Source organism: Bordetella genomosp. 6, assembly GCF_002119705.1.
Taxonomy (GTDB): domain Bacteria; phylum Pseudomonadota; class Gammaproteobacteria; order Burkholderiales; family Burkholderiaceae_B; genus Bordetella; species Bordetella bronchiseptica_F.
The window spans coordinates 5,113,527-5,135,686 of the sequence record NZ_CP021107.1 but is presented as its reverse complement, the minus strand read 5'-3'; the positions used below and the strand labels follow the sequence as shown (position 1 = coordinate 5,135,686).

The window sequence follows — 22,160 nt, the reverse complement described above, 5'->3', positions numbered from 1 at the left end:
ATTGTCGGGCTTACGATGTTTCACGTGAAACGTCCAACGGGGTGCCACTATAATGGCTGCGGAACGCTCTTTCATCTCTCCTCATCATGGATTTTCCCCGCGAATTTGATGTGATCGTCGTTGGTGGCGGTCACGCTGGCACGGAAGCAGCCCTGGCTGCAGCCCGTACCGGCGCACAGACATTGCTGCTTACCCACAATATCGAAACCCTGGGTCAGATGTCCTGCAACCCCTCCATCGGGGGGATAGGCAAGGGCCATTTGGTCAAGGAAGTCGATGCACTGGGTGGCGCGATGGCTATCGCCACCGACGAGGCAGGTATCCAATTCCGTATTCTCAACAGTTCCAAGGGGCCGGCAGTGCGCGCAACGCGCGCCCAAGCAGACCGGGTGCTGTACCGCAATGCTATACGTGCGCGCCTTGAGAACCAGCCCAATCTTTGGCTGTTCCAGCAGGCGGTTGACGACCTCATGGTGCAGGGCGACCGGATCGTGGGCGCCGTTACGCAGATCGGGTTGCGATTTCGTGCCCGTACCGTGGTGTTGACGGCTGGTACCTTCCTCAACGGCCTGATTCACGTGGGCCTGCAGAACTATTCCGGGGGTCGGGCCGGGGATCCTCCCGCCAACTCCCTGGGCCAGCGGCTCAAGGAGCTGCAGTTGCCGCAGGGCCGCCTGAAGACCGGCACGCCTCCGCGTATCGACGGCCGCAGCATCGACTACAGCGTGCTGGAAGAGCAGCCGGGCGATCTTGATCCCGTGCCGGTCTTCTCGTTCCTGGGCAAGGCATCCATGCACCCGCGCCAGCTGCCTTGCTGGATCACGCACACCAATGCCCGCACGCACGACATCATCCGCGGCGGCCTGGACCGTTCACCCATGTACAGCGGGGTCATCGAAGGAGTCGGGCCGCGTTACTGCCCGTCCATCGAGGACAAGATCCATCGCTTTGCGGACAAGGCGTCGCACCAGGTATTCCTGGAGCCGGAGGGCCTGAACACCCATGAGATCTATCCCAACGGTGTCTCCACCAGCCTGCCGTTCGACGTGCAGTACGAGTTGATCCATTCCCTGCCCGGACTGGAAAACGCGCACATCCTGCGGCCGGGCTACGCCATCGAGTATGACTATTTCGACCCGCGTGCCCTGAAGTCCACCCTGGAGACCAAGGCGATTTCCGGACTGTTCTTCGCTGGCCAGATAAACGGCACGACCGGCTACGAAGAGGCGGCTGCTCAAGGCCTGCTGGCCGGCGCCAATGCCGCCCTGCAGGCACAAGGAAAAGAGCCTTGGGTCCCGCGTCGCGATGAAGCGTATCTCGGCGTGTTGGTCGATGACCTGGTCACGCGTGGCGTGACCGAGCCTTATCGCATGTTCACGTCCCGTGCGGAATATCGCCTCAGCCTGCGCGAAGACAACGCCGATCTGCGCCTGACCGAAATCGGCCGCCGGCTCGGGCTGGTGGACGATGTGCGTTGGGATGCCTTCAGTCGCAAGCGCGATGCCGTCGCCCAGGAAGTCGAACGGCTCAAATCCACCTGGGTGAACCCGCGCGTCCTGCCGGCGCACGCCGCCGAAGCCTTGCTCGGCAAGGCAATTGAGCGTGAGTACTCACTATCAGATCTGCTGAAACGACCCAATGTGTCCTATGAGGCGTTGATGCAGGCCCGTACCGACGAGGGCGAGTTGCTGGCTGGCCCTGGCGTGCTCGAGGACGAAGTGCTGGCCGAGCAGGTCGAGATCCAGGTCAAGTACGCCGGCTATATCGCACGCCAGCAAGATGAAGTGCAGAAGCACCTTTCGCATGAGCAGCAGCCTATCCCCGCGGACATCGATTACGACGCCGTGACCAGTCTGTCGTTCGAGGTGCGCCAGAAGCTGAAGACGCATCGGCCCGAGACCATAGGGCAGGCCGCGCGCGTCTCCGGGGTGACGCCGGCCGCCATTTCCCTGTTGCTGATCCATCTCAAGCGCCTGCATTACGGCTCGCGCAAGCAAGCGGCATGAGCGCCGTTCCAGATATCCCCGGCGGCCCCGCGCAGCGGCTGGCCCAGGCTTGCGATGCGCTGGGATTGCCGGCCGACGCCGGCCAGCAGCAGAAGCTGCTGCGCTATGTCGAGCAGATGCAGCGCTGGAACCGCACGTACAACCTGACCGCCATCCGGGATCCGGGGCAGATGCTCGTGCAGCACCTGTTCGATAGCCTGTCGGTCGTGGCGCCGCTGGAGCGTGGCCTGCGCGCCGCCGAGCCGGGCGCGCGCGTCAAGCTGTTCGACGTCGGTTCCGGCGGTGGCCTGCCCGGCGTGGTGCTGGCCATCATGCGCGCCCACTGGGACGTCACCTGCGTGGACGCGGTCGAGAAGAAAACCGCATTCGTGCGGCAGATGGCCGGCGCCCTCGGGGTGCCCAATCTGCAGGCCGCGCACTCCCGCATCGAACAGCTCGAACCGGCGCAATGCGAGGTGGTGATCTCGCGCGCGTTCGCTTCGTTACAGGACTTCGCCGCGCTGGCCGGCCGCCACGTGCGCGAGGGTGGTACCCTCGTCGCCATGAAGGGCAAGGTGCCCGATGACGAAATCCAGGCGTTACAGCAACACGGCCACTGGACGGTCGAACGGATCGAACCGCTGGTGGTGCCGGAACTCGACGCGCAACGCTGCCTAATATGGATGCGACGCAGTCAAGGAAACATATGAAAAACATACCGCCCAGCAAGTCCGCCCGCGTGTTCTGCATCGCCAATCAAAAGGGCGGCGTCGGCAAGACCACCACCGCCATCAACCTCGCGGCTGGCCTGGCTACGCACAAGCAGCGGGTGCTGCTGGTCGATCTCGATCCGCAGGGCAATGCCACCATGGGCAGCGGCATCGACAAGAGCACGCTGGAATCCAACCTGTACCAGGTGCTCATCGGCGAGGCCGGTATCGAACAGACGCGCGTGCGTTCGGAGTCCGGCGGCTACGACGTATTGCCGGCCAACCGCGAGCTGTCCGGCGCCGAGATCGACCTGGTGCAGATGGACGAGCGCGAGCGCCAGCTCAAGGCCGCCATCGACAAGATCGCCGGCGAATACGACTTCGTGCTGATCGATTGCCCGCCCACGCTGTCGCTGCTTACCCTTAACGGGTTGGCCGCCGCGCACGGCGTCATCATTCCGATGCAGTGCGAGTACTTTGCGCTCGAAGGCCTGTCCGACCTGGTCAACACCATCAAGCGCGTGCACCGCAATATCAACAACGAACTCCGTGTCATCGGTTTGTTGCGCGTGATGTTCGATCCGCGCATGACCCTGCAGCAGCAGGTGTCGGCCCAGCTCGAATCGCACTTCGGCGACAAGGTGTTCACCACGGTGGTGCCGCGCAATGTGCGGCTGGCCGAGGCGCCCAGCTATGGCATGCCGGGCGTGGTATATGACCGCGCGTCGCGCGGCGCGCAGGCCTATATTGCATTTGGTGCGGAAATGATAGAACGCGTCAAAGAGCTGGATTGAACCTCGATGCCAGCTGTGCTTGCCGTTCCGGACGCTCAACCCATCCCCGCAGCGGGCGGCGGGCTGGCGCGCCTGGAAGAGGCGGCGCTCAACGCCACGACGGTTCGCGAGCAGATGCTCTACGAAGGCTGGCTGGTGCGTTGGGCGCCTGCGCGGGCCAAGCGCGCGCGTTGTGTCAATGTACTCGGGTTATCCACACGTCCGCTCGATGAGCGGCTGGCGTACTGTACCCGGTGGTATGCGCGCCACGGGGTGCCGCTGATCGTGCGGTTGACGTCCATCGGCCCCGATTTTTCCCTGGATGCACAACTGCATGAGCGCGGGTTCGTTGCGTTCGACCATACCTGCGTCATGGCGGCGCCCGTCGTGCCGGTCACGGCGCAAGCGCCGCCCGGGCTGGTGTTCGAGCGGACAACGCCGGCGCGCTTCGCCCGGGAAGCAGGGCGCCTGCGTGGCCACGACGATGCGGCCATGGCCGAACACGCGGCGCGCCTGGAGGCGGCGCCGTTGGAAAACGTGCCGCTGCTGGTGCGTGACGCTGGCGGCGAATGTATCGCGGCAGGGCTGGCGGCATTCGATGCCGGGCTGGTCGGGCTGTTCGATATCGTTACCGCGCCATCGCGGCGCCGCCAGGGTTGCGGCGCGGCGGTGCTGAAGTATTTGCTGGAGCAGGCCAGCCACGCCGGCGCGCGCCAGGCGTACCTGCAGGTCGAGCCGCAGAACACGGCCGCCCGAGCCTTGTATGCGCGTTTCGGCTTCGTGGATCGCTACACGTATTGGTATCGTTCAATGTCCGAAGCAACACCCGTTTGAGCGGTCAACGGTCAACTGCTGAAGGGAAGAGGATTTATTCGCTATGGCTACCAAGAAACCCAAGGGCTTGGGTCGAGGACTGGATGCCTTGCTGGGCGCTGACGTGCCCGCCATCGACAACATCGGCAAGGCCCCCGCGGCCGCGCCGGAAGGACCGCCGGCCACGCTGCCTGTGTCCAAGATGCGCGCCGGCAAGTACCAGCCGCGCACGCGTATGGACGAAGGCGCGCTCAATGAGCTGGCCGAGTCCATCCGTACCCAGGGCATCATGCAGCCCATCCTGGTGCGCGCGCTGGGCGCCGACGCGCCAGGTCAGTACGAAATCATCGCCGGCGAACGGCGCTTTCGCGCCGCGCAGCTGGCCGGCCTGAAAGAGGTGCCGGTTCTCGTGCGCGAAGTCGCCGACGAGAACGCCGCGGTCATGGCGCTGATCGAGAACATCCAGCGCGAGGATCTCAACCCCCTCGAAGAGGCGCACGGCGTTCGTCGCCTGCTCGACGAGTTCGGACTGACGCACGAGCAGGCCGCCCAGGCCATAGGCCGCTCGCGTTCGGCCACCAGCAACCTGCTGCGCCTGCTCAACTTGGCCGCGCCGGTGCAGACCATGCTGCTGGCGGGCGATGTCGACATGGGCCATGCCCGCGCCTTGCTGGCAGTCGATGCCGCCACGCAGATCCAGCTGGCCAACCAGGTCATCGCCAAGCGCCTGTCGGTGCGCGAGGCCGAGAAGCTGGTCGCGCGGGCGCAGAAAGAAGTCGACGCCGCGCCGCGCAAGAAGGGCAATGGTGCTTCGCGCGATGTCACGCGGCTCGAGGAAGCGCTGTCGGATCATCTCGGCACCCGCGTTGCGCTGAAGGTCGGAGCGCGTGAAAAAGGCCAGATCGTGATCGACTTCCATGGCTGGGAACATCTGAATTCGCTGCTCGAGCGCCAGGGCCTGTCCGGGGTCCTGGATGCCTGAGGCCCGGCCGCCGCGGATTGCCGTCCTGGCGACCGGCGGCACCATTGCCGGCGCGCAAACCGACGCGACCAGCGGCGCCTATCGAGCCGGCTCGTATGGCGTCGGGCAATTGCTGGCGGCCGTGCCTCAACTGGCCGGCCTGGCGCGCATCGACGCCGAGCAGATCGCCAACGTCGGCAGTCAGAACATGAGCCATGCCGTCTGGCGGCAGCTGGCGCTGCGCGCCGCGGCGCTGTGCGACGACCCCGCCATCGACGGCATCGTCATCACCCATGGCACCGATACGCTGGAAGAGACCGCTTATTTCCTCAGCCTGGTATTGCCTGTGGATAAACCGGTGGTACTGCTGGGCGCCATGCGCCCGGCCACCGCGTTGAGCGCAGACGGGCCGGCCAATCTGTATAACGCGGTGGCCTTGGCCTGCCATCCGGCCGCGCGCGGCCGCGGGCCCCTGGTCGTGATGAACGAAGATATCCACCTGGCCCGCCAGGTGCAGAAAATAGCCGCCTCGGGCATCGCCGCGTTCGCTTCGCCCAATACGGGCCGGGCCGGCGTCATGCAGGGCGGCCGGCCGGTGTTTCACGCCCGCGCCGAGCGCGTGGCCGGCGACGCGCTGCTCCGGCCGGGCGAATTGCCGCGGCAGGCCTGGCCGCGAGTCGACATCGTGCATGCTTGCGTCGATCTCGACGGCGAGCTCATTGATTTCATGGCCGGGCGTGCCGAGGGCATCGTGCTGGCCGGCGTGGGCGACGGCAACGCCACCGACGCGGCCCTGCGGGCCCTGGAGCGCGCCAGCGCGCAGGGTGTCGCGGTCGTGCGCGCATCGCGCACCGGCTCGGGCAGGGTGGGGCGCAATATCGAAATCGACGACGATGCCGGCGGGTTCATCGCCGCTGGCGACCTCAGCCCCCAGAAGGCCCGCGTGCTGCTTACCCTGGGCCTGTGCCAGACCCGCGATACCGCGCGCCTGCAGGCGTTGTTCGACAGCCGCTGAAGCCGGGCGGCGTGCCGGCCCCGCCGGCGGCCGGAGCGCGAATTCCGTTTCAACGCCCCAATTTGACATTCAATTTGAATGTGTTCATAATCTCAAATTCTCCGCTGGAGGAGTGCCCGAGTGGTTAAAGGGGGCAGACTGTAAATCTGTTGGCCTTGCGCCTACGTTGGTTCGAATCCAACCTCCTCCACCAGAGACCCATGTTCCGGTCCAGTATGACGCCAGGATCGGCGCTTTGCGAAAGCAGGGCGCCCGTACCAGATCCAGGCTCGGCAAGACAAAATCCAGGTGCGGTTCGGCCTGGATTTTGCAACGTAAGGCCAGGTGTCCTGGCTTGTCGCTGCGGGAATATGGAGGAGATGCAAGGTGAAAGGGTGGCCTGCGGGTGTAGCTCAATGGTAGAGCAGAAGCCTTCCAAGCTTACGACGAGGGTTCGATTCCCTTCACCCGCTCCAAGATTTGCCCATGTGGCTCAGTGGTAGAGCACTCCCTTGGTAAGGGAGAGGTCACGCGTTCGATCCGCGTCATGGGCACCATCGAATTTCTAGGTTCTTCTTCAAGTCAGAAGCTTCAATCCAGGTCAGGAGTCAGCCATGGCAAAAGGCAAGTTTGAACGTACCAAGCCGCACGTGAACGTGGGTACGATTGGTCACGTTGACCACGGCAAAACGACGTTGACGGCGGCGATCACGACGGTGCTGTCGAACAAGTTCGGCGGCGAGGCTCGCGGCTACGACCAGATTGACGCGGCGCCGGAAGAAAAGGCGCGTGGCATCACGATCAACACCTCGCACGTTGAGTACGAGACGGAGACGCGTCACTACGCGCACGTTGACTGCCCGGGCCACGCTGACTACGTGAAGAACATGATCACGGGTGCTGCGCAGATGGACGGCGCGATCCTGGTGGTGTCGGCCGCTGACGGCCCGATGCCGCAGACGCGCGAGCACATTCTGCTGTCGCGCCAGGTTGGCGTGCCGTACATCATCGTGTTCCTGAACAAGGCGGACATGGTCGATGACGCGGAGCTGCTCGAGCTGGTGGAGATGGAAGTCCGCGAACTGCTGAGCAAGTACGACTTCCCGGGCGATGACACGCCGATCGTGAAGGGTTCGGCCAAGCTGGCGCTGGAAGGCGACAAGGGCGAACTGGGCGAGCAGGCGATTCTGTCGCTGGCGCAAGCGCTGGACACGTACATCCCGACGCCTGAGCGCGCGGTCGACGGTGCGTTCCTGATGCCGGTGGAAGACGTGTTCTCGATCTCGGGCCGCGGCACGGTGGTGACTGGCCGTATCGAGCGCGGCGTGGTCAAGGTTGGCGAGGAAATCGAAATCGTGGGCATCAAGCCGACGGTGAAGACGACCTGCACGGGCGTGGAAATGTTCCGCAAGCTGCTGGACCAGGGCCAGGCGGGCGACAACGTGGGCATTCTGCTGCGCGGCACCAAGCGTGAAGACGTCGAGCGTGGCCAGGTGCTGGCCAAGCCGGGTTCGATCAACCCGCACACGGACTTCACGGCCGAGGTGTACATTCTGTCCAAGGAAGAGGGTGGCCGTCACACGCCGTTCTTCAACGGCTATCGTCCGCAGTTCTACTTCCGCACGACGGACGTGACCGGCACGATCGACCTGCCGGCGGACAAGGAAATGGTGCTGCCGGGCGACAACGTGTCGATGACCGTCAAGCTGCTGGCCCCGATCGCCATGGAAGAAGGTCTGCGTTTCGCCATCCGTGAAGGCGGTCGCACCGTCGGCGCCGGCGTCGTCGCCAAGATCATCAAGTAAGACGCGGTTTGCCCATGGATAGAGGGGCCGGATGCCCCTCTATCCATGTTTGCTGGAAAAGTAGTACTATGTATGGTTCCGCAAGGTGCCACATGTAGCTTGAAAGTTTTAGGGGTATAGCTCAATTGGCAGAGCGTCGGTCTCCAAAACCGAAGGTTGTAGGTTCGATTCCTACTGCCCCTGCCACCCGCCGGAGAGTATCGCGAGTTGCGCATTCACGGCGGGCTCGTGTCGCAAAATGTCTAATACCAGCGTAGAAACCGTTACCAGTACCGCTGACCGGATCAAGCTCGGGTTGGCGGTTCTCGTCGTTATTGCTGGCATCGTTGGGTTTTCCATGCTCGACGCGCAGCCCATGGTGGCGCGTATCGGCGTGTTTGTCGGCGGCTTGATCGTCGCGGCCTTGCTTGCGTGGTTCAGCGAACCCGGCCGTCGTACCCTCAGCTTTGCCGGCGAGTCGTACAACGAAGTCAAGCGAGTCTCGTGGCCCACGCGCAAAGAGACGATCCAGATGACCGGTATCGTCTTCGCCTTCGTCGCGGTGATGGGTCTTCTGATGTGGGTGCTCGATAAAGGCATCGAGTGGGTTCTCTACGGCCTGTTGCTGGGCTGGAAATAAGGACGGCGCATGAGTAAACGTTGGTATGTCGTCCATGTGTATTCCGGCATGGAGAAAAGCGTACAAAAGGCTCTGAACGAGCGCATCGAGCGCGCGGAGCTGCAGACGTCTTTCGGCCGCATTCTTGTTCCCTCCGAAGAAGTCGTCGAGGTCAAGGGCGGACAGAAGTCGATCACCGAACGCCGTATTTTCCCCGGTTATGTCCTGGTTGAAATGGATCTGACCGACGAAACGTGGCATTTGGTCAAGAACACCAACCGTGTCACCGGCTTCTTGGGTGGTTCGGGTAACCGTCCGACGCCGATTTCCGAGCGGGAAGTCGAGAAGATCCTCAACCAGATGGAAGAGGGCGTCGAGAAGCCCCGGCCCAAGATTCTGTTCGAAGTCGGCGAGATGGTGCGTGTCAAGGAAGGTCCGTTTGCTGACTTCAACGGCAACGTCGAGGAAGTCAACTACGAAAAGAGCAAGGTGCGTGTGTCGGTCACCATTTTTGGTCGCGCGACGCCCGTCGAACTCGATTTCAGCCAGGTCGAAAAGACCTGATTTTCAAACCCCGGGGAGCTCTGCGCATAGCCGCAGGGCGATATAACCCGCAAGGAGCAAAGCATGGCGAAGAAGATCGTCGGCTTTATCAAGCTGCAAGTGCCGGCTGGTAAGGCAAACCCCTCTCCCCCGATTGGCCCGGCGCTGGGTCAGCGCGGCCTGAACATCATGGAATTCTGCAAGGCGTTCAACGCCAAGACCCAGGGCATGGAGCCCGGTCTGCCGATTCCGGTGGTGATCACCGCCTTCGCGGACAAGAGCTTCACCTTCATCATGAAGACCCCGCCCGCGACGGTCCTCATCAAGAAGGCGTCCGGCGTGCAAAAGGGTTCGGCCAAGCCGCATACCGACAAGGTCGGCACGCTGACCCGCGCCCAGGCTGAAGAAATCGCCAAGACCAAGCAGCCCGACCTGACCGCGGCCGATCTGGACGCCGCCGTCCGTACGATCGCTGGCAGCGCCCGCAGCATGGGCATCACGGTTGAGGGGGTTTAATCATGGCTAAATTGTCCAAGCGCGCCGCCGCCATTGCGCAGAAGATCGACCGTACCAAGCTGTATCCGGTCGGCGAAGCCCTGAACCTGGTCAAGGAAACCGCCACCGCCAAGTTCGATGAATCCATCGACGTGGCCGTTCAGCTGGGCATCGACCCCAAGAAGTCGGACCAACTGGTCCGCGGTTCGGTCGTGCTGCCCGCCGGTACCGGCAAGACCGTGCGCGTTGCCGTGTTCGCCCAAGGCGAAAAGGCTGACGCCGCCCGCGCCGCCGGCGCCGACATCGTTGGCCTGGACGACCTGGCCGAGCAGATCAAGGCTGGCCAGATGGACTTCGACGTGGTCATCGCCTCGCCCGACACGATGCGCGTCGTGGGCGCCCTGGGTCAGGTGCTGGGTCCCCGTGGCCTGATGCCGAACCCCAAGGTCGGTACCGTGACGCCCGATGTGGCCACCGCCGTGAAGAACGCCAAGGCCGGTCAGATCCAATACCGTACCGACAAGGCTGGCATCATTCACGCCACCATCGGCCGCGCCTCGTTCGGCGTGGAACAACTGCAAACCAACCTGGCCGCCCTGGTCGACGCCCTGCAAAAGGCCCGTCCCGCCGCCGCCAAGGGTATTTACCTGCGCAAGCTGGCCGTTTCGTCCACCATGGGCGGCGGTGCTCGCGTGGAAATTGCTTCGCTGTCGGCCAACTAACAGGCCGCTGGCACATAGAACTTTGGGCCGCATCCGGACTCGTCCGGATGCTGCTGTCAAAGACCGCTGGAGCGCTAGCCGGTTGTTTTGGCGAATGCTTAATCCCGAAGCTGGTTCAGTTCGGATCCAGCGTAGACGGCGTCCCCAGGAAGATTTCTTTACCCGAAGAACTCAACCAGGCGCCGCATTCGGTTGACGTGCAAGGCTAGCGCCCCAAGCGTCTTTTGATGGAGTGTTCAAACCGTGAGTCTCAATCGCCAAGAGAAAGCGGTGGTAATCGAGGAAGTCTCGGCACAAGTGGCCAAGGCGCAATCGATTGTTATCGCCGAGTACCGTGGTCTGGACGTCGCCTCTGTCACCGTACTGCGCAAAACTGCGCGTGAATCGGGCGTTTACCTGCGTGTTCTGAAGAACACGCTGGTCCGTCGTGCGGTTGCTGGCACGGCTTTCGAGCCGCTGTCCGAGCAACTCACCGGTCCGCTGATCTATGGTATCAGCGCTGATCCGGTCGCCGCGGCCAAGGTCCTCGCTGGTTTCGCAAAAAGCAACGACAAGCTGGTCATCAAGGCGGGCTCGCTGCCCAACAGCCTGCTGACCCAGGATGGCGTCAAGGCCCTGGCCACGATGCCCTCGCGCGAGGAGTTGCTCTCGAAACTGCTGGGCACCATGCAAGCCCCGATCGCGCAATTCGTGCGTACGCTCAACGAAGTTCCGACCAAGTTCGCCCGCGGCCTCGCTGCCGTGCGCGACCAGAAAGCGGCGGCCTGATCAGGCTCCGTGTCCGGAATTCGCTGAACGACAAAGCGACACCCAACCCTGGCATTACCCAATTTTGGAGTTCTAAACAAAATGGCACTTAGCAAAGCTGAAATCCTTGACGCCATCGCTGGCATGTCCGTGCTCGAGCTGTCCGAGCTGATCAAGGAAATGGAAGAGAAGTTTGGCGTGTCGGCTGCTGCCGCCGCCGTGGCCGTGGCCGCTCCGGCCGCTGGTGGCGCTGGCGCTGCCGCTGCTGAAGAGCAGACCGAGTTCACCGTTGTGCTGCTCGAAGCCGGCGCGAACAAGGTCAGCGTGATCAAGGCCGTGCGCGAGCTGACCGGTCTGGGTCTGAAGGAAGCCAAGGACCTGGTTGACGGTGCTCCGAAGCCCGTCAAGGAAGCGCTGGCCAAGGCTGACGCCGAAGCCGCCAAGAAGAAGCTGGAAGAAGCTGGCGCCAAGGTCGAAGTCAAGTAAGACCTCGCGTCGACGCCCGGGGACAGCGCTCTTAGCCGTCCCCGGGCTTTTGCGTTTCCAGGAAACCCCTACTGAAGGGTCGAGTTCAGCAGGGTTTCCTGGAGTCGTATCACCTGGGGCCGTGGTTTACGGTCCATGCAACCTCGAGTCGGAGTGCTCATGCCTTACTCGTACACCGAAAAAAAGCGCATCCGCAAAAGCTTTGCCAAACGTGAGGACGTTCAAAACGTTCCCTTCCTGTTGGCGACACAGCTTCAATCCTACCTAACTTTCCTGCAAGCCGACACCGCGACCTCGGATCGCGTCAATGAAGGCCTGCAGGCGGCGTTCTCGTCGATTTTTCCGATTGTCAGCCATAACGGAATGGCGCGCTTGGAGTTCGTCAGCTATGCGCTGGGCGAGCCGGTGTTTGATGTCAAGGAATGTCAGCAGCGCGGCCTGACCTATGCGTCGCCGCTGCGCGCCAAGGTGCGCCTGGTGCTGCTGGACCGCGAAGTCAGCAAGCCGACCATCAAGGAAGTCAAGGAGCAGGAAGTCTACATGGGCGAAATTCCGCTCATGACCAGCACCGGCTCGTTTGTCATCAACGGCACCGAGCGCGTCATCGTCTCGCAGCTGCACCGCTCGCCGGGCGTGTTCTTCGAGCACGACCGCGGCAAGACGCACAGCTCGGGCAAGCTGCTGTTCTCGGCCCGCGTGATTCCCTACCGCGGCTCGTGGCTGGACTTCGAATTCGATCCCAAGGACGTGCTGTTCTTCCGCGTGGACCGTCGCCGCAAGATGCCGGTGACGATCCTGCTGAAGGCCATCGGCATGACGCCCGAATCGATCCTCGCGCACTTCTTCGACTTCGATAACTTCGAACTCAAGAGCGAAGGCGGCATGATGGAATTCGTCGCCGAACGCTGGAAGGGCGAGATGGCGCGCTTTGACATCGCCGACCGCGCCGGCAAGGTGATCGTCGAGAAGGACAAGCGCATCAACGCCAAGCACCTGCGCGACCTGGCTGCCGGCGGCATCCAGCGCGTGTCGGTGCCCGAGGATTTCCTGTACGGCCGCGTGCTGGCCAAGAACATCGTCGATCCCGACACCGGCGAAGTCGTGGCGCATGCCAACGACGAGATCACCGAAAGCGTGCTCAACGCGATGCGCGCCGCCAACGTGCGCGACATCCAGACGCTGTACACCAACGACCTGGATCGTGGCCCTTACATCTCGCAGACGCTGCGCGCCGACGAAACCGCCGACCAGATGGCCGCGCGCGTGGCGATCTACCGCATGATGCGTCCTGGCGAGCCGCCCACCGAAGAAGCGGTGGAAGCGCTGTTCCAGCGTCTGTTCTACAGCGAAGAGACGTACGACCTGTCGCGCGTGGGCCGCATGAAGGTCAACAGCCGCCTGGGTCGCGGCGACGACAGCACCGGTCCGATGACGCTGACCAACGAGGACATCCTCGAAACCATCAAGGTGCTGGTCGAGCTGCGCAACGGCCGTGGCCAGATCGATGACATCGATCACCTGGGCAACCGCCGCGTGCGTTGTGTCGGCGAGCTGGCCGAGAACCAGTTCCGCGCCGGCCTGGTGCGTGTCGAGCGCGCCGTCAAGGAGCGTCTGGGCCAGGCCGAGACCGAAAACCTGATGCCGCACGACCTGATCAACTCCAAGCCGATCTCGGCCGCCATCAAGGAGTTCTTCGGTTCGAGCCAGCTGTCGCAGTTCATGGACCAGACCAACCCGCTGTCGGAGATCACGCACAAGCGTCGCGTTTCCGCACTGGGCCCGGGCGGCCTGACGCGCGAACGCGCCGGCTTCGAAGTGCGCGACGTGCACCCGACCCACTACGGCCGCGTCTGCCCGATCGAAACGCCGGAAGGTCCGAACATCGGCCTGATCAACTCGATGGCGCTGTACGCGCGCCTGAACGAGTACGGCTTCCTGGAAACCCCGTATCGCAAGATCATCGACGGCAAGGTCAGCGACCAGATCGACTACCTGTCGGCCATCGAGGAAAGCCACTACGTGATCGCGCAGGCCAACGCCGCGCTCGATGACGAAGGCCGTTTCGTCGACGACCTGGTGGCTTGCCGCGAAGCGGGCGAAACCATGCTGACCGCGCCGGGCAACGTGCACTACATGGACGTGGCGCCGTCGCAGATCGTGTCGGTCGCGGCGTCGCTGATCCCGTTCCTCGAGCACGACGACGCCAACCGTGCACTGATGGGCGCCAACATGCAGCGCCAGGCCGTGCCTTGCCTGCGTCCGGAAAAGCCGCTGGTCGGCACCGGCGTCGAGCGCACCGTTGCGGTCGACTCGGGAACCACCGTGCAGGCCCTGCGTGGCGGCGTGGTCGACCACGTCGACGCCGACCGCGTCGTGATCCGCGTCAACGACGAAGAGAACGTCGCTGGCGAAGTGGGCGTGGACATCTACAACCTGATCAAGTACACGCGCTCCAACCAGAACACGAACATCAACCAGCGTCCCATCGTGGCCCGCGGCGACAAGGTCGCCAAGGGCGACGTGCTGGCCGACGGCGCGTCCACCGACCTCGGTGAACTCGCGTTGGGCCAGAACATGCTGATCGCGTTCATGCCCTGGAACGGCTACAACTTCGAAGACTCGATCCTGATCTCCGAACGCGTCGTGGCCGACGATCGCTACACCTCGATCCACATCGAAGAGCTGACCGTGGTCGCTCGCGATACGAAGCTGGGACCCGAGGAAATCACGCGCGACATCAGCAACCTGGCTGAAACGCAGCTCAACCGCCTGGATGATTCCGGCATCGTCTACATTGGCGCGGAAGTCAGCGCCGACGACGTGCTGGTGGGCAAGGTCACGCCGAAGGGCGAAACCCAGCTCACGCCGGAAGAAAAGCTGCTGCGCGCCATCTTCGGCGAAAAGGCGTCCGACGTTAAGGACACCTCGCTGCGCGTGCCCTCGGGCATGACCGGCACGGTGATCGACGTGCAGGTGTTCACGCGTGAAGGCATCGTGCGCGACAAGCGCGCCCAGTCCATCATCGACGATGAACTGCGCCGCTATCGCCAGGACCTCAACGACCAGCTGCGCATCGTCGAAAACGACCAGTTCGACCGTATCGAGAAGATGCTGGTCGGCAAGACCGTCAACGGCGGCCCGCGCAAGCTGGCCAAGGGCGCCTCGCTGACCAAGGCCTACCTGGCCGACCTGGATCGCTGGCAGTGGTTCGACATCCGCCTGGCCGACGAACAGCACGCTGTCGTGCTGGAGCAGGCCAAGGAATCGCTCGAGCAGAAGCGCCACCAGTTCGACCTGGCCTTCGAAGAGAAGCGCAAGAAGCTGACGCAGGGCGACGAACTGCCGCCGGGCGTGCTCAAGATGATCAAGGTCTACCTGGCCGTCAAGCGCCGCCTGCAGCCGGGCGACAAGATGGCCGGCCGTCACGGCAACAAGGGCGTGGTTTCGCGCATTACGCCGGTCGAGGACATGCCCCACATGGCCGACGGCACTCCCGCCGACATCGTTCTGAACCCGCTGGGCGTGCCTTCGCGGATGAACGTCGGCCAGGTGCTGGAAGTCCACCTGGGCTGGGCCGCCAAGGGCGTGGGCTATCGCATCGCCGACATGCTGCGCGACGAGCGCACGGCGCAGGCCAAGAATGTCCGCGGCTACCTGGAGAAGGTGTACAACACCACCGGCAGCAGCGCGCATATCGACACCCTGACCGACGAGGAAGTGCTGGAACTGGCCAACAACCTGAAGAAGGGTGTGCCGTTTGCCACGCCGGTGTTCGACGGTGCGACTGAAGAAGAAATCGGCAAGATGCTGGAGCTGGCCTATCCCGACGACGTCGCCGCGCGCATGCGCCTGACGGCGTCGCGTTCGCAGGCATGGCTGTATGACGGCCGTACCGGCGAGCAGTTCGAGCGTCCGGTCACGATCGGCTACATGCACTACCTGAAACTGCACCACTTGGTGGACGACAAGATGCACGCGCGTTCCACCGGCCCGTACTCGCTGGTCACCCAGCAGCCGTTGGGCGGCAAGGCGCAGTTCGGCGGCCAGCGTTTCGGGGAAATGGAAGTGTGGGCGCTGGAAGCCTACGGCGCCTCCTACACCCTGCAGGAAATGCTGACGGTGAAGTCCGACGACATCACCGGCCGCACGAAGGTTTACGAAAACATCGTCAAGGGCGACCACGTCATCGATGCCGGCATGCCGGAATCGTTCAACGTGCTGGTCAAGGAAATTCGCTCGCTGGCCCTGGACATGGATTTGGAGCGTAACTGATGAAAGCGCTACTCGACCTCTTCAAGCAAGTCTCGCAAGACGAGCAGTTCGATGCCATCAAGATCGGCATCGCCTCGCCCGAGAAGATCCGTTCGTGGTCTTTCGGCGAAGTTCGCAAGCCCGAGACGATCAACTACCGTACGTTCAAGCCCGAGCGTGACGGCCTGTTCTGCGCCAAGATCTTCGGTCCCATCAAGGACTACGAATGCTTGTGCGGCAAGTACAAGCGCCTGAAGCATCGTGGCGTGATCTGCGAAAAGTGCGGCGTGGAAGTCACCGTCGCCAAGGTGCGCCGCGAGCGCATGGGCCATATCGAACTGGCCAGCCCGGTCGCGCACATCTGGTTCCTCAAGAGCCTGCCGTCGCGCCTGGGCATGGTGCTCGACATGACGCTGCGCGACATCGAGCGCGTGCTGTACTTCGAAGCCTGGTGCGTGATCGAGCCCGGCATGACGCCGCTCAAGCGCGGCCAGATCATGTCCGATGACGACTTCCTGGCCAAGACCGAAGAGTACGGCGACGATTTCCGTGCCCTGATGGGCGCCGAAGCCGTGCGCGAACTGCTGCGCACCATCGACATCGATCGCGAAGTCGAGACGCTGCGCGGCGAGCTCAAGGCCACCAGCTCGGAAGCCAAGATCAAGAAGATCTCCAAGCGCCTGAAGGTGCTGGAAGGCTTCCAGAAGTCCGGCATCAAGGCCGAGTGGATGGTCATGGAAGTGCTGCCCGTGCTGCCGCCGGACCTGCGTCCGCTGGTGCCGCTGGACGGCGGCCGCTTCGCGACCTCCGACCTGAACGACCTGTACCGCCGCGTCATCAACCGCAACAACCGTCTCAAGCGCCTGCTCGAACTGAAGGCGCCCGAGATCATCCTGCGCAACGAAAAGCGCATGCTGCAGGAAGCCGTCGACTCGCTGCTGGACAACGGCCGCCGCGGCAAGGCCATGACCGGCGCCAACAAGCGCCAGCTCAAGTCGCTGGCCGACATGATCAAGGGCAAGAGCGGCCGTTTCCGCCAGAACCTGCTGGGCAAGCGCGTCGACTACTCGGGCCGTTCGGTCATCGTGGTGGGCCCGCAGCTCAAGCTGCACCAGTGCGGCCTGCCCAAGCTGATGGCGCTCGAGCTGTTCAAGCCGTTCATCTTCAACCGCCTGGAGATGATGGGCCTGGCCACGACCATCAAGGCTGCCAAGAAGCTGGTCGAAAGCCAGGAACCGGTGGTGTGGGACATCCTCGAAGAGGTGATCCGCGAGCACCCGGTCATGCTCAACCGTGCGCCGACGCTGCACCGCCTGGGCATCCAGGCGTTCGAGCCGGTGCTGATCGAAGGCAAGGCCATCCAGCTGCACCCGCTGGTCTGCGCCGCCTTCAACGCCGACTTCGACGGCGACCAGATGGCCGTGCACGTGCCGCTGTCGCTCGAAGCGCAGCTCGAAGCGCGTACGCTGATGCTGGCCTCGAACAACGTCCTGTTCCCGGCCAACGGCGAGCCGTCGATCGTGCCGTCGCAGGATATCGTGCTGGGCCTGTACTACACGACCCGCGAACGCATCAACGGCAAGGGCGAAGGCATTTTCTTCGCCGACGTGTCGGAAGTGCAGCGCGCCTATGACAACGGCGAAGTCGAACTGCAGACCCGCATCACCGTGCGCCTGACCGAGCACGAGCGCGACGAGCAGGGCGAATGGCAGCCGGTCAAGCATCGTCACGAAACGACGGTCGGCCGTGCGCTGCTGTCCGAGATCCTGCCCAAGGGCCTGCCCTTCACGGTGCTGAACAAGGCCCTGAAGAAGAAAGAGATCTCGCGCCTGATCAACCAGTCGTTCCGCCGTTGCGGCCTGCGCGACACGGTGATCTTTGCCGACAAGCTGATGCAGTCGGGCTTCCGCCTGGCCACGCGCGGCGGCATCTCGATCGCCATGGAAGACATGCTGATCCCCAAGGCCAAGGAAGGCATCCTGGCCGAGGCCAGCCGCGAGGTCAAGGAAATCGACAAGCAGTACTCGTCGGGTCTGGTGACCTCGCAAGAGCGCTACAACAACGTGGTCGATATCTGGGGCAAGGCCGGCGACAAGGTCGGCAAGGCGATGATGGAACAACTGGCCACCGAGCCGGTGGTCAACCGTCATGGCGAGGAAGTGCGCCAGGAATCGTTCAACTCGATCTACATGATGGCCGATTCGGGCGCCCGTGGCTCGGCTGCCCAGATCCGCCAGCTGGCCGGCATGCGCGGCCTGATGGCCAAGCCTGACGGCTCGATCATCGAGACCCCGATTACCGCCAACTTCCGCGAAGGCCTGAACGTACTGCAGTACTTCATCTCGACGCACGGCGCGCGTAAGGGCCTGGCCGATACCGCGCTGAAGACCGCGAACTCGGGCTACCTGACGCGCCGTCTGGTCGACGTGACCCAGGACCTGGTGATCACCGAAGACGATTGCGGCACCAGCCATGGCTACGCGATGAAGGCCTTGGTCGAGGGCGGTGAAGTCATCGAGCCGCTGCGCGACCGTATCCTCGGCCGCGTGGCCGCGATCGACGTCGTCAACCCCGACACGCAGGAAACCGCCATCGCGGCTGGCACCCTGCTCGACGAAGACCTGGTCGACCTGATCGACCGCCTGGGCGTGGACGAAGTCAAGGTCCGCACGCCGCTGACGTGCGAAACGCGTCATGGCCTGTGCGCGCATTGCTACGGCCGCGACCTGGGCCGCGGTTCGCACGTCAACGTGGGCGAGGCCGTCGGCGTCATCGCCGCGCAGTCGATCGGCGAACCGGGCACGCAGCTCACCATGCGTACGTTCCACATCGGTGGCGCCGCTTCGCGTTCGGCCCTGGCCAGCGCCGTGGAAACCAAGTCCAACGGCACGGTCGGCTTCGCCAGCACGATGCGCTACGTCACCAATGCCAAGGGCGAGCGCGTGGCGATTTCGCGGTCCGGCGAACTGGCCATCTTCGACGACAACGGCCGCGAGCGCGAGCGCCACAAGATCCCGTATGGCGCGACCGTCCTGGTTGGCGACGGCGAAGCGGTCAAGGCCGGCACCCGCCTGGCCAGCTGGGATCCGCTGACGCGTCCGATCGTGTCCGAATACAGTGGCGCGGTGCGCTTCGAGAACATCGAAGAAGGCGTTACCGTTGCCAAGCAGGTCGACGAAGTCACCGGCCTGTCGACGCTGGTCGTGATCACGCCCAAGACGCGCGGCGGCAAGATCGTCATGCGTCCGCAGATCAAGCTGGTCAACGAGAACGGCGAAGACGTCAAGATCGCCGGCACCGATCACTCGGTGAACATCTCGTTCCCGGTGGGTGCGCTGATCACCGTGCGCGACGGCCAGCAGGTTGCGGTCGGCGAGGTCCTGGCGCGTATTCCGCAGGAATCGCAGAAGACCCGCGACATCACCGGCGGTCTGCCGCGCGTGGCCGAGCTGTTCGAGGCCCGTTCGCCCAAGGATGCCGGCATGCTGGCCGAAGTCACGGGTACGGTTTCGTTCGGCAAGGACACCAAGGGCAAGCAGCGCCTGGTCATCACCGACCTGGAAGGCGTCAGCCACGAGTTCCTGATCCTCAAGGAAAAGCAGGTTCTGGTGCACGACGGCCAGGTGGTGAACAAGGGCGAAATGATCGTCGACGGCCCGGCCGATCCGCACGACATCCTGCGCCTGCAGGGCATCGAGAAGCTGGCGACCTACATCGTCGACGAAGTGCAGGACGTCTACCGTCTGCAGGGCGTGAAGATCAACGACAAGCACATTGAAGTGATCGTCCGCCAGATGCTGCGCCGCGTGAACATCGTCGATCCGGGTGACACCGAGTTCATCCCCGGCGAGCAGGTCGAGCGTTCGGAACTGCTCAACGAGAACGACCGCGTGGTTGCCGAGGACAAGCGTCCGGCTTCGTACGACAACGTGCTGCTGGGCATTACCAAGGCCTCGCTGTCGACCGATTCGTTCATCTCGGCGGCGTCGTTCCAGGAAACGACCCGCGTGCTGACCGAAGCGGCGATCATGGGCAAGCGCGACGACCTGCGCGGGCTGAAGGAAAACGTGATCGTCGGCCGCCTCATCCCGGCCGGTACTGGCCTGGCGTATCACATTGCCCGCAAGGACAAGGAAGCGCTGGAAGCCGCCGAGCGCGAAGCCGCACGGCAGCTGGCCAACCCGTTCGAGGATGCGCCGGTTACGGTCGGTGGCGAACCGGAGGCTCCTGCCGCCGATATGCCGTCGGACGACTCGGCCGAGTGATGCCGTACTGACTGGAAGGCGCGCCCGGCAAGGGCGTGGCCCGACAGCCAGAAAAAGGCCGCTGATGTGAATCAGCGGCCTTTTTGCTTGATGCCGGCGTTCGCGATCAGGCGCCGGCTTTCGATTGCGCGGCCCGAAAGACCGGGCCCCAGGCGGGATGGCCGGCTTCGTTGGGCGCCAGGGTGAAACTGGAATCCAGGCGCAGTATGCGCACGAATGCGTCTTCGCACAGCTGAGTGTAATTGCTCACGCAATAGCTGAATGCCTGCAGCTTGAACGCTTCGATACGCACTGCCTTCGGCGCGGCCGCCAGGTCATCGGAGCGCGCCACGCGGCGGATGACCTCGCCGTAATGGCCTGCGCCATATTCCGTACGCACTTCGGCCAGGGCCTGCAGCGCGGCGGGGGTTGCGGGCGCCTCGGCAGCGGGTTTGGACAGGTTGGCACAGCCGCTTAGCGCAAGCACGGCCAGGGAAAGACTGGACAGGGTGGGGCGGAGCATGATGGGCATGATGGACGAGGGCAGGAAACGGGGTTCGAGGTTGGTATATCCTTGCGCCGCGGGCATATTCGTAAAATCGGGCCAAGTAGCCTGGATAATATCCAGAACGCCGCCCGCAAGAATGGGCGTGCCCTGCGAAGTGCGTCGAGACGACAACATGTTTGTCGAAACGTAAGGATAGCCGCGCTTTCAGCATCACAAGCACAATATCCGGTTATCGCTGCCGTTTTTTGCTTTCGTTATAGAACTATGCCTCTTTCCGCCGCCTCCCAGCCTCCCCGCAGCCCTTTTGCAGGCGCCGCGCCCCTCGCGCATCGTCCGTTGAGCGCTATTGCGGCCACCGCTGCCGGAGGTGTGCCGCAAGCCCGTATCAAGCGCCTGCTGGGCGAGCTGGTGCCGCAGCTGGCCAGCGTGCACGAACAGGGCCATATCTGTGGCGATATCACCGTCGATTCGGTGGGGCTGGATGAAAGTGGGCGTGCGCATCTGCTGGCGCTCAACGGGCCGGCCCAGGGCGACGCCGCGCTGCCCGCGCCGGGATACGCGCCATTCGAGCTTTACGTGGACGATCCCGCCTGGCCGCGTGGCCCGTGGACCGACATCTACGCATTGAGCGCCGTGGCGCATTCGCTCATCACCGGCCGCCGCCCGCCCGCGGCGCCGGAGCGCTCGGTCAACGACGGCTATCAGCCGCTCGCGGAGCGCGACCTGCCCAAGTATGACAACGATTTCCTGCGCGCCATCGATGCCGGCCTGGCCGTGCAGCCGCAGGCGCGGCCGCATACGCTCGAAGCGTTCGTTGCCTCGCTCAAGTTCCCGGAGCCGGAGGCGCCCGCCGAGGCCGTGGTGCCCGTGCCCAATGAACCGCCACCACACGACGAGGTGCGCGAAGAAGAGCCGCCGCGGCAGCGTCCGGCGGTACGCAGCGTTCTGTTCGCGATCCTGCTGGCGCTGGCGACGCTGGGCGTGGCTGTCTATTGGTGGCAGCGCCTGACCGGTACGCCCAGCGGCGTGATCACCAGCTCCGAGCGTGTGACGGCGCCTGGCGCGGCCGTCACGCCGTCAGACTCCCGCGAGGCCGAACCGCCGCCGGTCGCCGGGGCCGCGTCGCCGCGGGATGGCAATGCAGGCAGCGCCGCCGCCACATCGAATGACGCGGCGCCGCCGGCGCCTGGCACGCAGGAACAGGCGGGCCCGGATGCCGATTCCACGCCCAATGTAGCGCCGGAGGCTGACGCAACGGGCGCGCACGCCGAGTCCGAGGCCGCCGCGACGCCGGCGCCGGCTGCTGCCCGCGTGACGGTACGCATCAACGTGCAGCCTTGGGGCGAGATCTGGATCAATGGCGTGCGGCGTGGCGTCAGCCCGCCCATGAAGGAGTTGCGCCTGGCGCCGGGGCGCTATTCGGTCGTCGTGCGCAACGCCGACCTGCCGCCGTACCGGGCCACGCTCGAGGTCAAGGCGGGCCAGCCGGCTCGCATCACGCACGTATTCCAGTAAACGGCCGGAT

At 64.0% G+C, this 22,160-nt stretch carries 17 protein-coding genes and 4 tRNA genes; 20 read left to right on the top strand and 1 reads right to left on the bottom strand.

Annotated features, from left to right (window positions below; translation table 11 throughout):
- The first annotated feature begins 86 nt into the window (after positions 1 to 86).
- The 19 genes from mnmG (at position 87) to rpoC (ending at position 20,148) form a co-directional block, all read left to right on the top strand.
- A complete protein-coding gene (gene mnmG / locus CAL11_RS24195) occupies positions 87 to 2,006 on the top strand; it encodes a tRNA uridine-5-carboxymethylaminomethyl(34) synthesis enzyme MnmG (RefSeq protein ID WP_033465700.1) in 1,920 nt (639 codons plus the stop codon).
- Positions 2,003 to 2,695 carry a 16S rRNA (guanine(527)-N(7))-methyltransferase RsmG gene (gene rsmG / locus CAL11_RS24190; protein WP_086094466.1) on the top strand — a complete coding sequence of 231 codons (693 nt, stop codon included), beginning with the start codon at positions 2,003 to 2,005 and terminating at the stop codon, positions 2,693 to 2,695. The genes mnmG and rsmG overlap by 4 nt, the downstream gene beginning before the upstream one ends.
- Positions 2,692 to 3,489: a ParA family protein gene (locus CAL11_RS24185; RefSeq protein ID WP_003806879.1), complete on the top strand. Its 798-nt coding sequence runs from the start codon at positions 2,692 to 2,694 to the stop codon at positions 3,487 to 3,489. The genes rsmG and CAL11_RS24185 overlap by 4 nt, the downstream gene beginning before the upstream one ends.
- 6 nt (positions 3,490 to 3,495) lie before the next feature.
- Positions 3,496 to 4,302: a GNAT family N-acetyltransferase gene (locus CAL11_RS24180; RefSeq protein ID WP_033465704.1), complete on the top strand. Its 807-nt coding sequence runs from the start codon at positions 3,496 to 3,498 to the stop codon at positions 4,300 to 4,302.
- 43 nt (positions 4,303 to 4,345) lie between these two features.
- Positions 4,346 to 5,263 (top strand): ParB/RepB/Spo0J family partition protein, encoded by a 918-nt coding sequence (locus CAL11_RS24175; RefSeq protein WP_033465706.1) that lies wholly within the window; start codon positions 4,346 to 4,348, stop codon positions 5,261 to 5,263.
- Entirely contained in the window at positions 5,256 to 6,257 is a 1,002-nt protein-coding gene (locus CAL11_RS24170; protein ID WP_086094465.1) for an asparaginase, read from the top strand. Before CAL11_RS24175 ends, CAL11_RS24170 begins: the two co-directional genes overlap by 8 nt.
- 106 nt (positions 6,258 to 6,363) lie before the next feature.
- Positions 6,364 to 6,450: transfer RNA gene (locus CAL11_RS24165), tRNA-Tyr, on the top strand.
- A gap of 188 nt (positions 6,451 to 6,638) precedes the next feature.
- Positions 6,639 to 6,712, top strand: a tRNA-Gly gene (locus tag CAL11_RS24160).
- 6 nt (positions 6,713 to 6,718) lie between these two features.
- A tRNA-Thr gene (locus CAL11_RS24155) sits at positions 6,719 to 6,793 on the top strand.
- A gap of 57 nt (positions 6,794 to 6,850) precedes the next feature.
- Positions 6,851 to 8,041, top strand: coding sequence for an elongation factor Tu (tuf, locus tag CAL11_RS24150; RefSeq protein WP_003806883.1), 1,191 nt, complete (start codon positions 6,851 to 6,853; stop codon positions 8,039 to 8,041).
- 110 nt (positions 8,042 to 8,151) lie between these two features.
- Positions 8,152 to 8,227 (top strand) — tRNA-Trp (locus CAL11_RS24145).
- Positions 8,228 to 8,279: 52 nt separating this feature from the next.
- Positions 8,280 to 8,660: a preprotein translocase subunit SecE gene (gene secE / locus CAL11_RS24140; RefSeq protein ID WP_068924419.1), complete on the top strand. Its 381-nt coding sequence runs from the start codon at positions 8,280 to 8,282 to the stop codon at positions 8,658 to 8,660.
- 9 nt (positions 8,661 to 8,669) lie between these two features.
- Positions 8,670 to 9,203, top strand: coding sequence for a transcription termination/antitermination protein NusG (gene nusG / locus CAL11_RS24135; RefSeq protein WP_003806885.1), 534 nt, complete (start codon positions 8,670 to 8,672; stop codon positions 9,201 to 9,203).
- A gap of 63 nt (positions 9,204 to 9,266) precedes the next feature.
- Complete coding sequence (gene rplK, locus CAL11_RS24130; protein WP_003806886.1) at positions 9,267 to 9,698, top strand: 50S ribosomal protein L11; 432 nt, start codon at positions 9,267 to 9,269, stop codon at positions 9,696 to 9,698.
- A gap of 2 nt (positions 9,699 to 9,700) precedes the next feature.
- Positions 9,701 to 10,399 (top strand): 50S ribosomal protein L1, encoded by a 699-nt coding sequence (gene rplA / locus CAL11_RS24125; protein ID WP_033465711.1) that lies wholly within the window; start codon positions 9,701 to 9,703, stop codon positions 10,397 to 10,399.
- Positions 10,400 to 10,642: 243 nt separating this feature from the next.
- Entirely contained in the window at positions 10,643 to 11,167 is a 525-nt protein-coding gene (rplJ, locus tag CAL11_RS24120; RefSeq protein ID WP_003806888.1) for a 50S ribosomal protein L10, read from the top strand.
- 81 nt (positions 11,168 to 11,248) lie between these two features.
- On the top strand, positions 11,249 to 11,632 hold the full coding sequence (gene rplL, locus CAL11_RS24115) for a 50S ribosomal protein L7/L12 (protein ID WP_033465712.1): 384 nt from the start codon (positions 11,249 to 11,251) through the stop codon (positions 11,630 to 11,632).
- Positions 11,633 to 11,791: 159 nt separating this feature from the next.
- On the top strand, positions 11,792 to 15,904 hold the full coding sequence (gene rpoB / locus CAL11_RS24110) for a DNA-directed RNA polymerase subunit beta (RefSeq protein ID WP_033465714.1): 4,113 nt from the start codon (positions 11,792 to 11,794) through the stop codon (positions 15,902 to 15,904).
- The gene (gene rpoC / locus CAL11_RS24105; protein ID WP_033465716.1) at positions 15,904 to 20,148 is read left to right on the top strand and encodes a DNA-directed RNA polymerase subunit beta'; all 4,245 of its coding nucleotides are present in this window, start codon (positions 15,904 to 15,906) and stop codon (positions 20,146 to 20,148) included. Before rpoB ends, rpoC begins: the two co-directional genes overlap by 1 nt.
- A 106-nt stretch (positions 20,149 to 20,254) precedes the next feature.
- On the opposite strand, the gene CAL11_RS24100 is transcribed toward rpoC, so the two are convergent.
- On the bottom strand, positions 20,255 to 20,659 hold the full coding sequence (locus CAL11_RS24100) for a TssQ family T6SS-associated lipoprotein (RefSeq protein WP_086094683.1): 405 nt from the start codon (positions 20,657 to 20,659) through the stop codon (positions 20,255 to 20,257).
- A 240-nt stretch (positions 20,660 to 20,899) separates the two neighbouring features.
- On the opposite strand from CAL11_RS24100, the gene CAL11_RS24095 reads away from it, so the two are divergent.
- Entirely contained in the window at positions 20,900 to 22,150 is a 1,251-nt protein-coding gene (locus CAL11_RS24095; RefSeq protein WP_086094464.1) for a hypothetical protein, read from the top strand.
- Positions 22,151 to 22,160: the final 10 nt, after the last annotated feature.

What these genes read in the sequence shown, in the direction of transcription:
- mnmG (WP_033465700.1), top strand. Translation starts at nt 87, where the DNA reads ATGGATTTTCCCCGCGAATTTGATGTGATCGTCGTTGGTGGCGGTCAC.
- rsmG (WP_086094466.1), top strand. Translation starts at nt 2,003, where the DNA reads ATGAGCGCCGTTCCAGATATCCCCGGCGGCCCCGCGCAGCGGCTGGCC.
- CAL11_RS24185 (WP_003806879.1), top strand. Translation starts at nt 2,692, where the DNA reads ATGAAAAACATACCGCCCAGCAAGTCCGCCCGCGTGTTCTGCATCGCC.
- CAL11_RS24180 (WP_033465704.1), top strand. Translation starts at nt 3,496, where the DNA reads ATGCCAGCTGTGCTTGCCGTTCCGGACGCTCAACCCATCCCCGCAGCG.
- CAL11_RS24175 (WP_033465706.1), top strand. Translation starts at nt 4,346, where the DNA reads ATGGCTACCAAGAAACCCAAGGGCTTGGGTCGAGGACTGGATGCCTTG.
- CAL11_RS24170 (WP_086094465.1), top strand. Translation starts at nt 5,256, where the DNA reads ATGCCTGAGGCCCGGCCGCCGCGGATTGCCGTCCTGGCGACCGGCGGC.
- tuf (WP_003806883.1), top strand. Translation starts at nt 6,851, where the DNA reads ATGGCAAAAGGCAAGTTTGAACGTACCAAGCCGCACGTGAACGTGGGT.
- secE (WP_068924419.1), top strand. Translation starts at nt 8,280, where the DNA reads ATGTCTAATACCAGCGTAGAAACCGTTACCAGTACCGCTGACCGGATC.
- nusG (WP_003806885.1), top strand. Translation starts at nt 8,670, where the DNA reads ATGAGTAAACGTTGGTATGTCGTCCATGTGTATTCCGGCATGGAGAAA.
- rplK (WP_003806886.1), top strand. Translation starts at nt 9,267, where the DNA reads ATGGCGAAGAAGATCGTCGGCTTTATCAAGCTGCAAGTGCCGGCTGGT.
- rplA (WP_033465711.1), top strand. Translation starts at nt 9,701, where the DNA reads ATGGCTAAATTGTCCAAGCGCGCCGCCGCCATTGCGCAGAAGATCGAC.
- rplL (WP_033465712.1), top strand. Translation starts at nt 11,249, where the DNA reads ATGGCACTTAGCAAAGCTGAAATCCTTGACGCCATCGCTGGCATGTCC.
- rpoB (WP_033465714.1), top strand. Translation starts at nt 11,792, where the DNA reads ATGCCTTACTCGTACACCGAAAAAAAGCGCATCCGCAAAAGCTTTGCC.
- rpoC (WP_033465716.1), top strand. Translation starts at nt 15,904, where the DNA reads ATGAAAGCGCTACTCGACCTCTTCAAGCAAGTCTCGCAAGACGAGCAG.
- CAL11_RS24100 (WP_086094683.1), bottom strand. Translation starts at nt 20,659, where the DNA reads ATGCCCATCATGCTCCGCCCCACCCTGTCCAGTCTTTCCCTGGCCGTG.
- CAL11_RS24095 (WP_086094464.1), top strand. Translation starts at nt 20,900, where the DNA reads ATGCCTCTTTCCGCCGCCTCCCAGCCTCCCCGCAGCCCTTTTGCAGGC.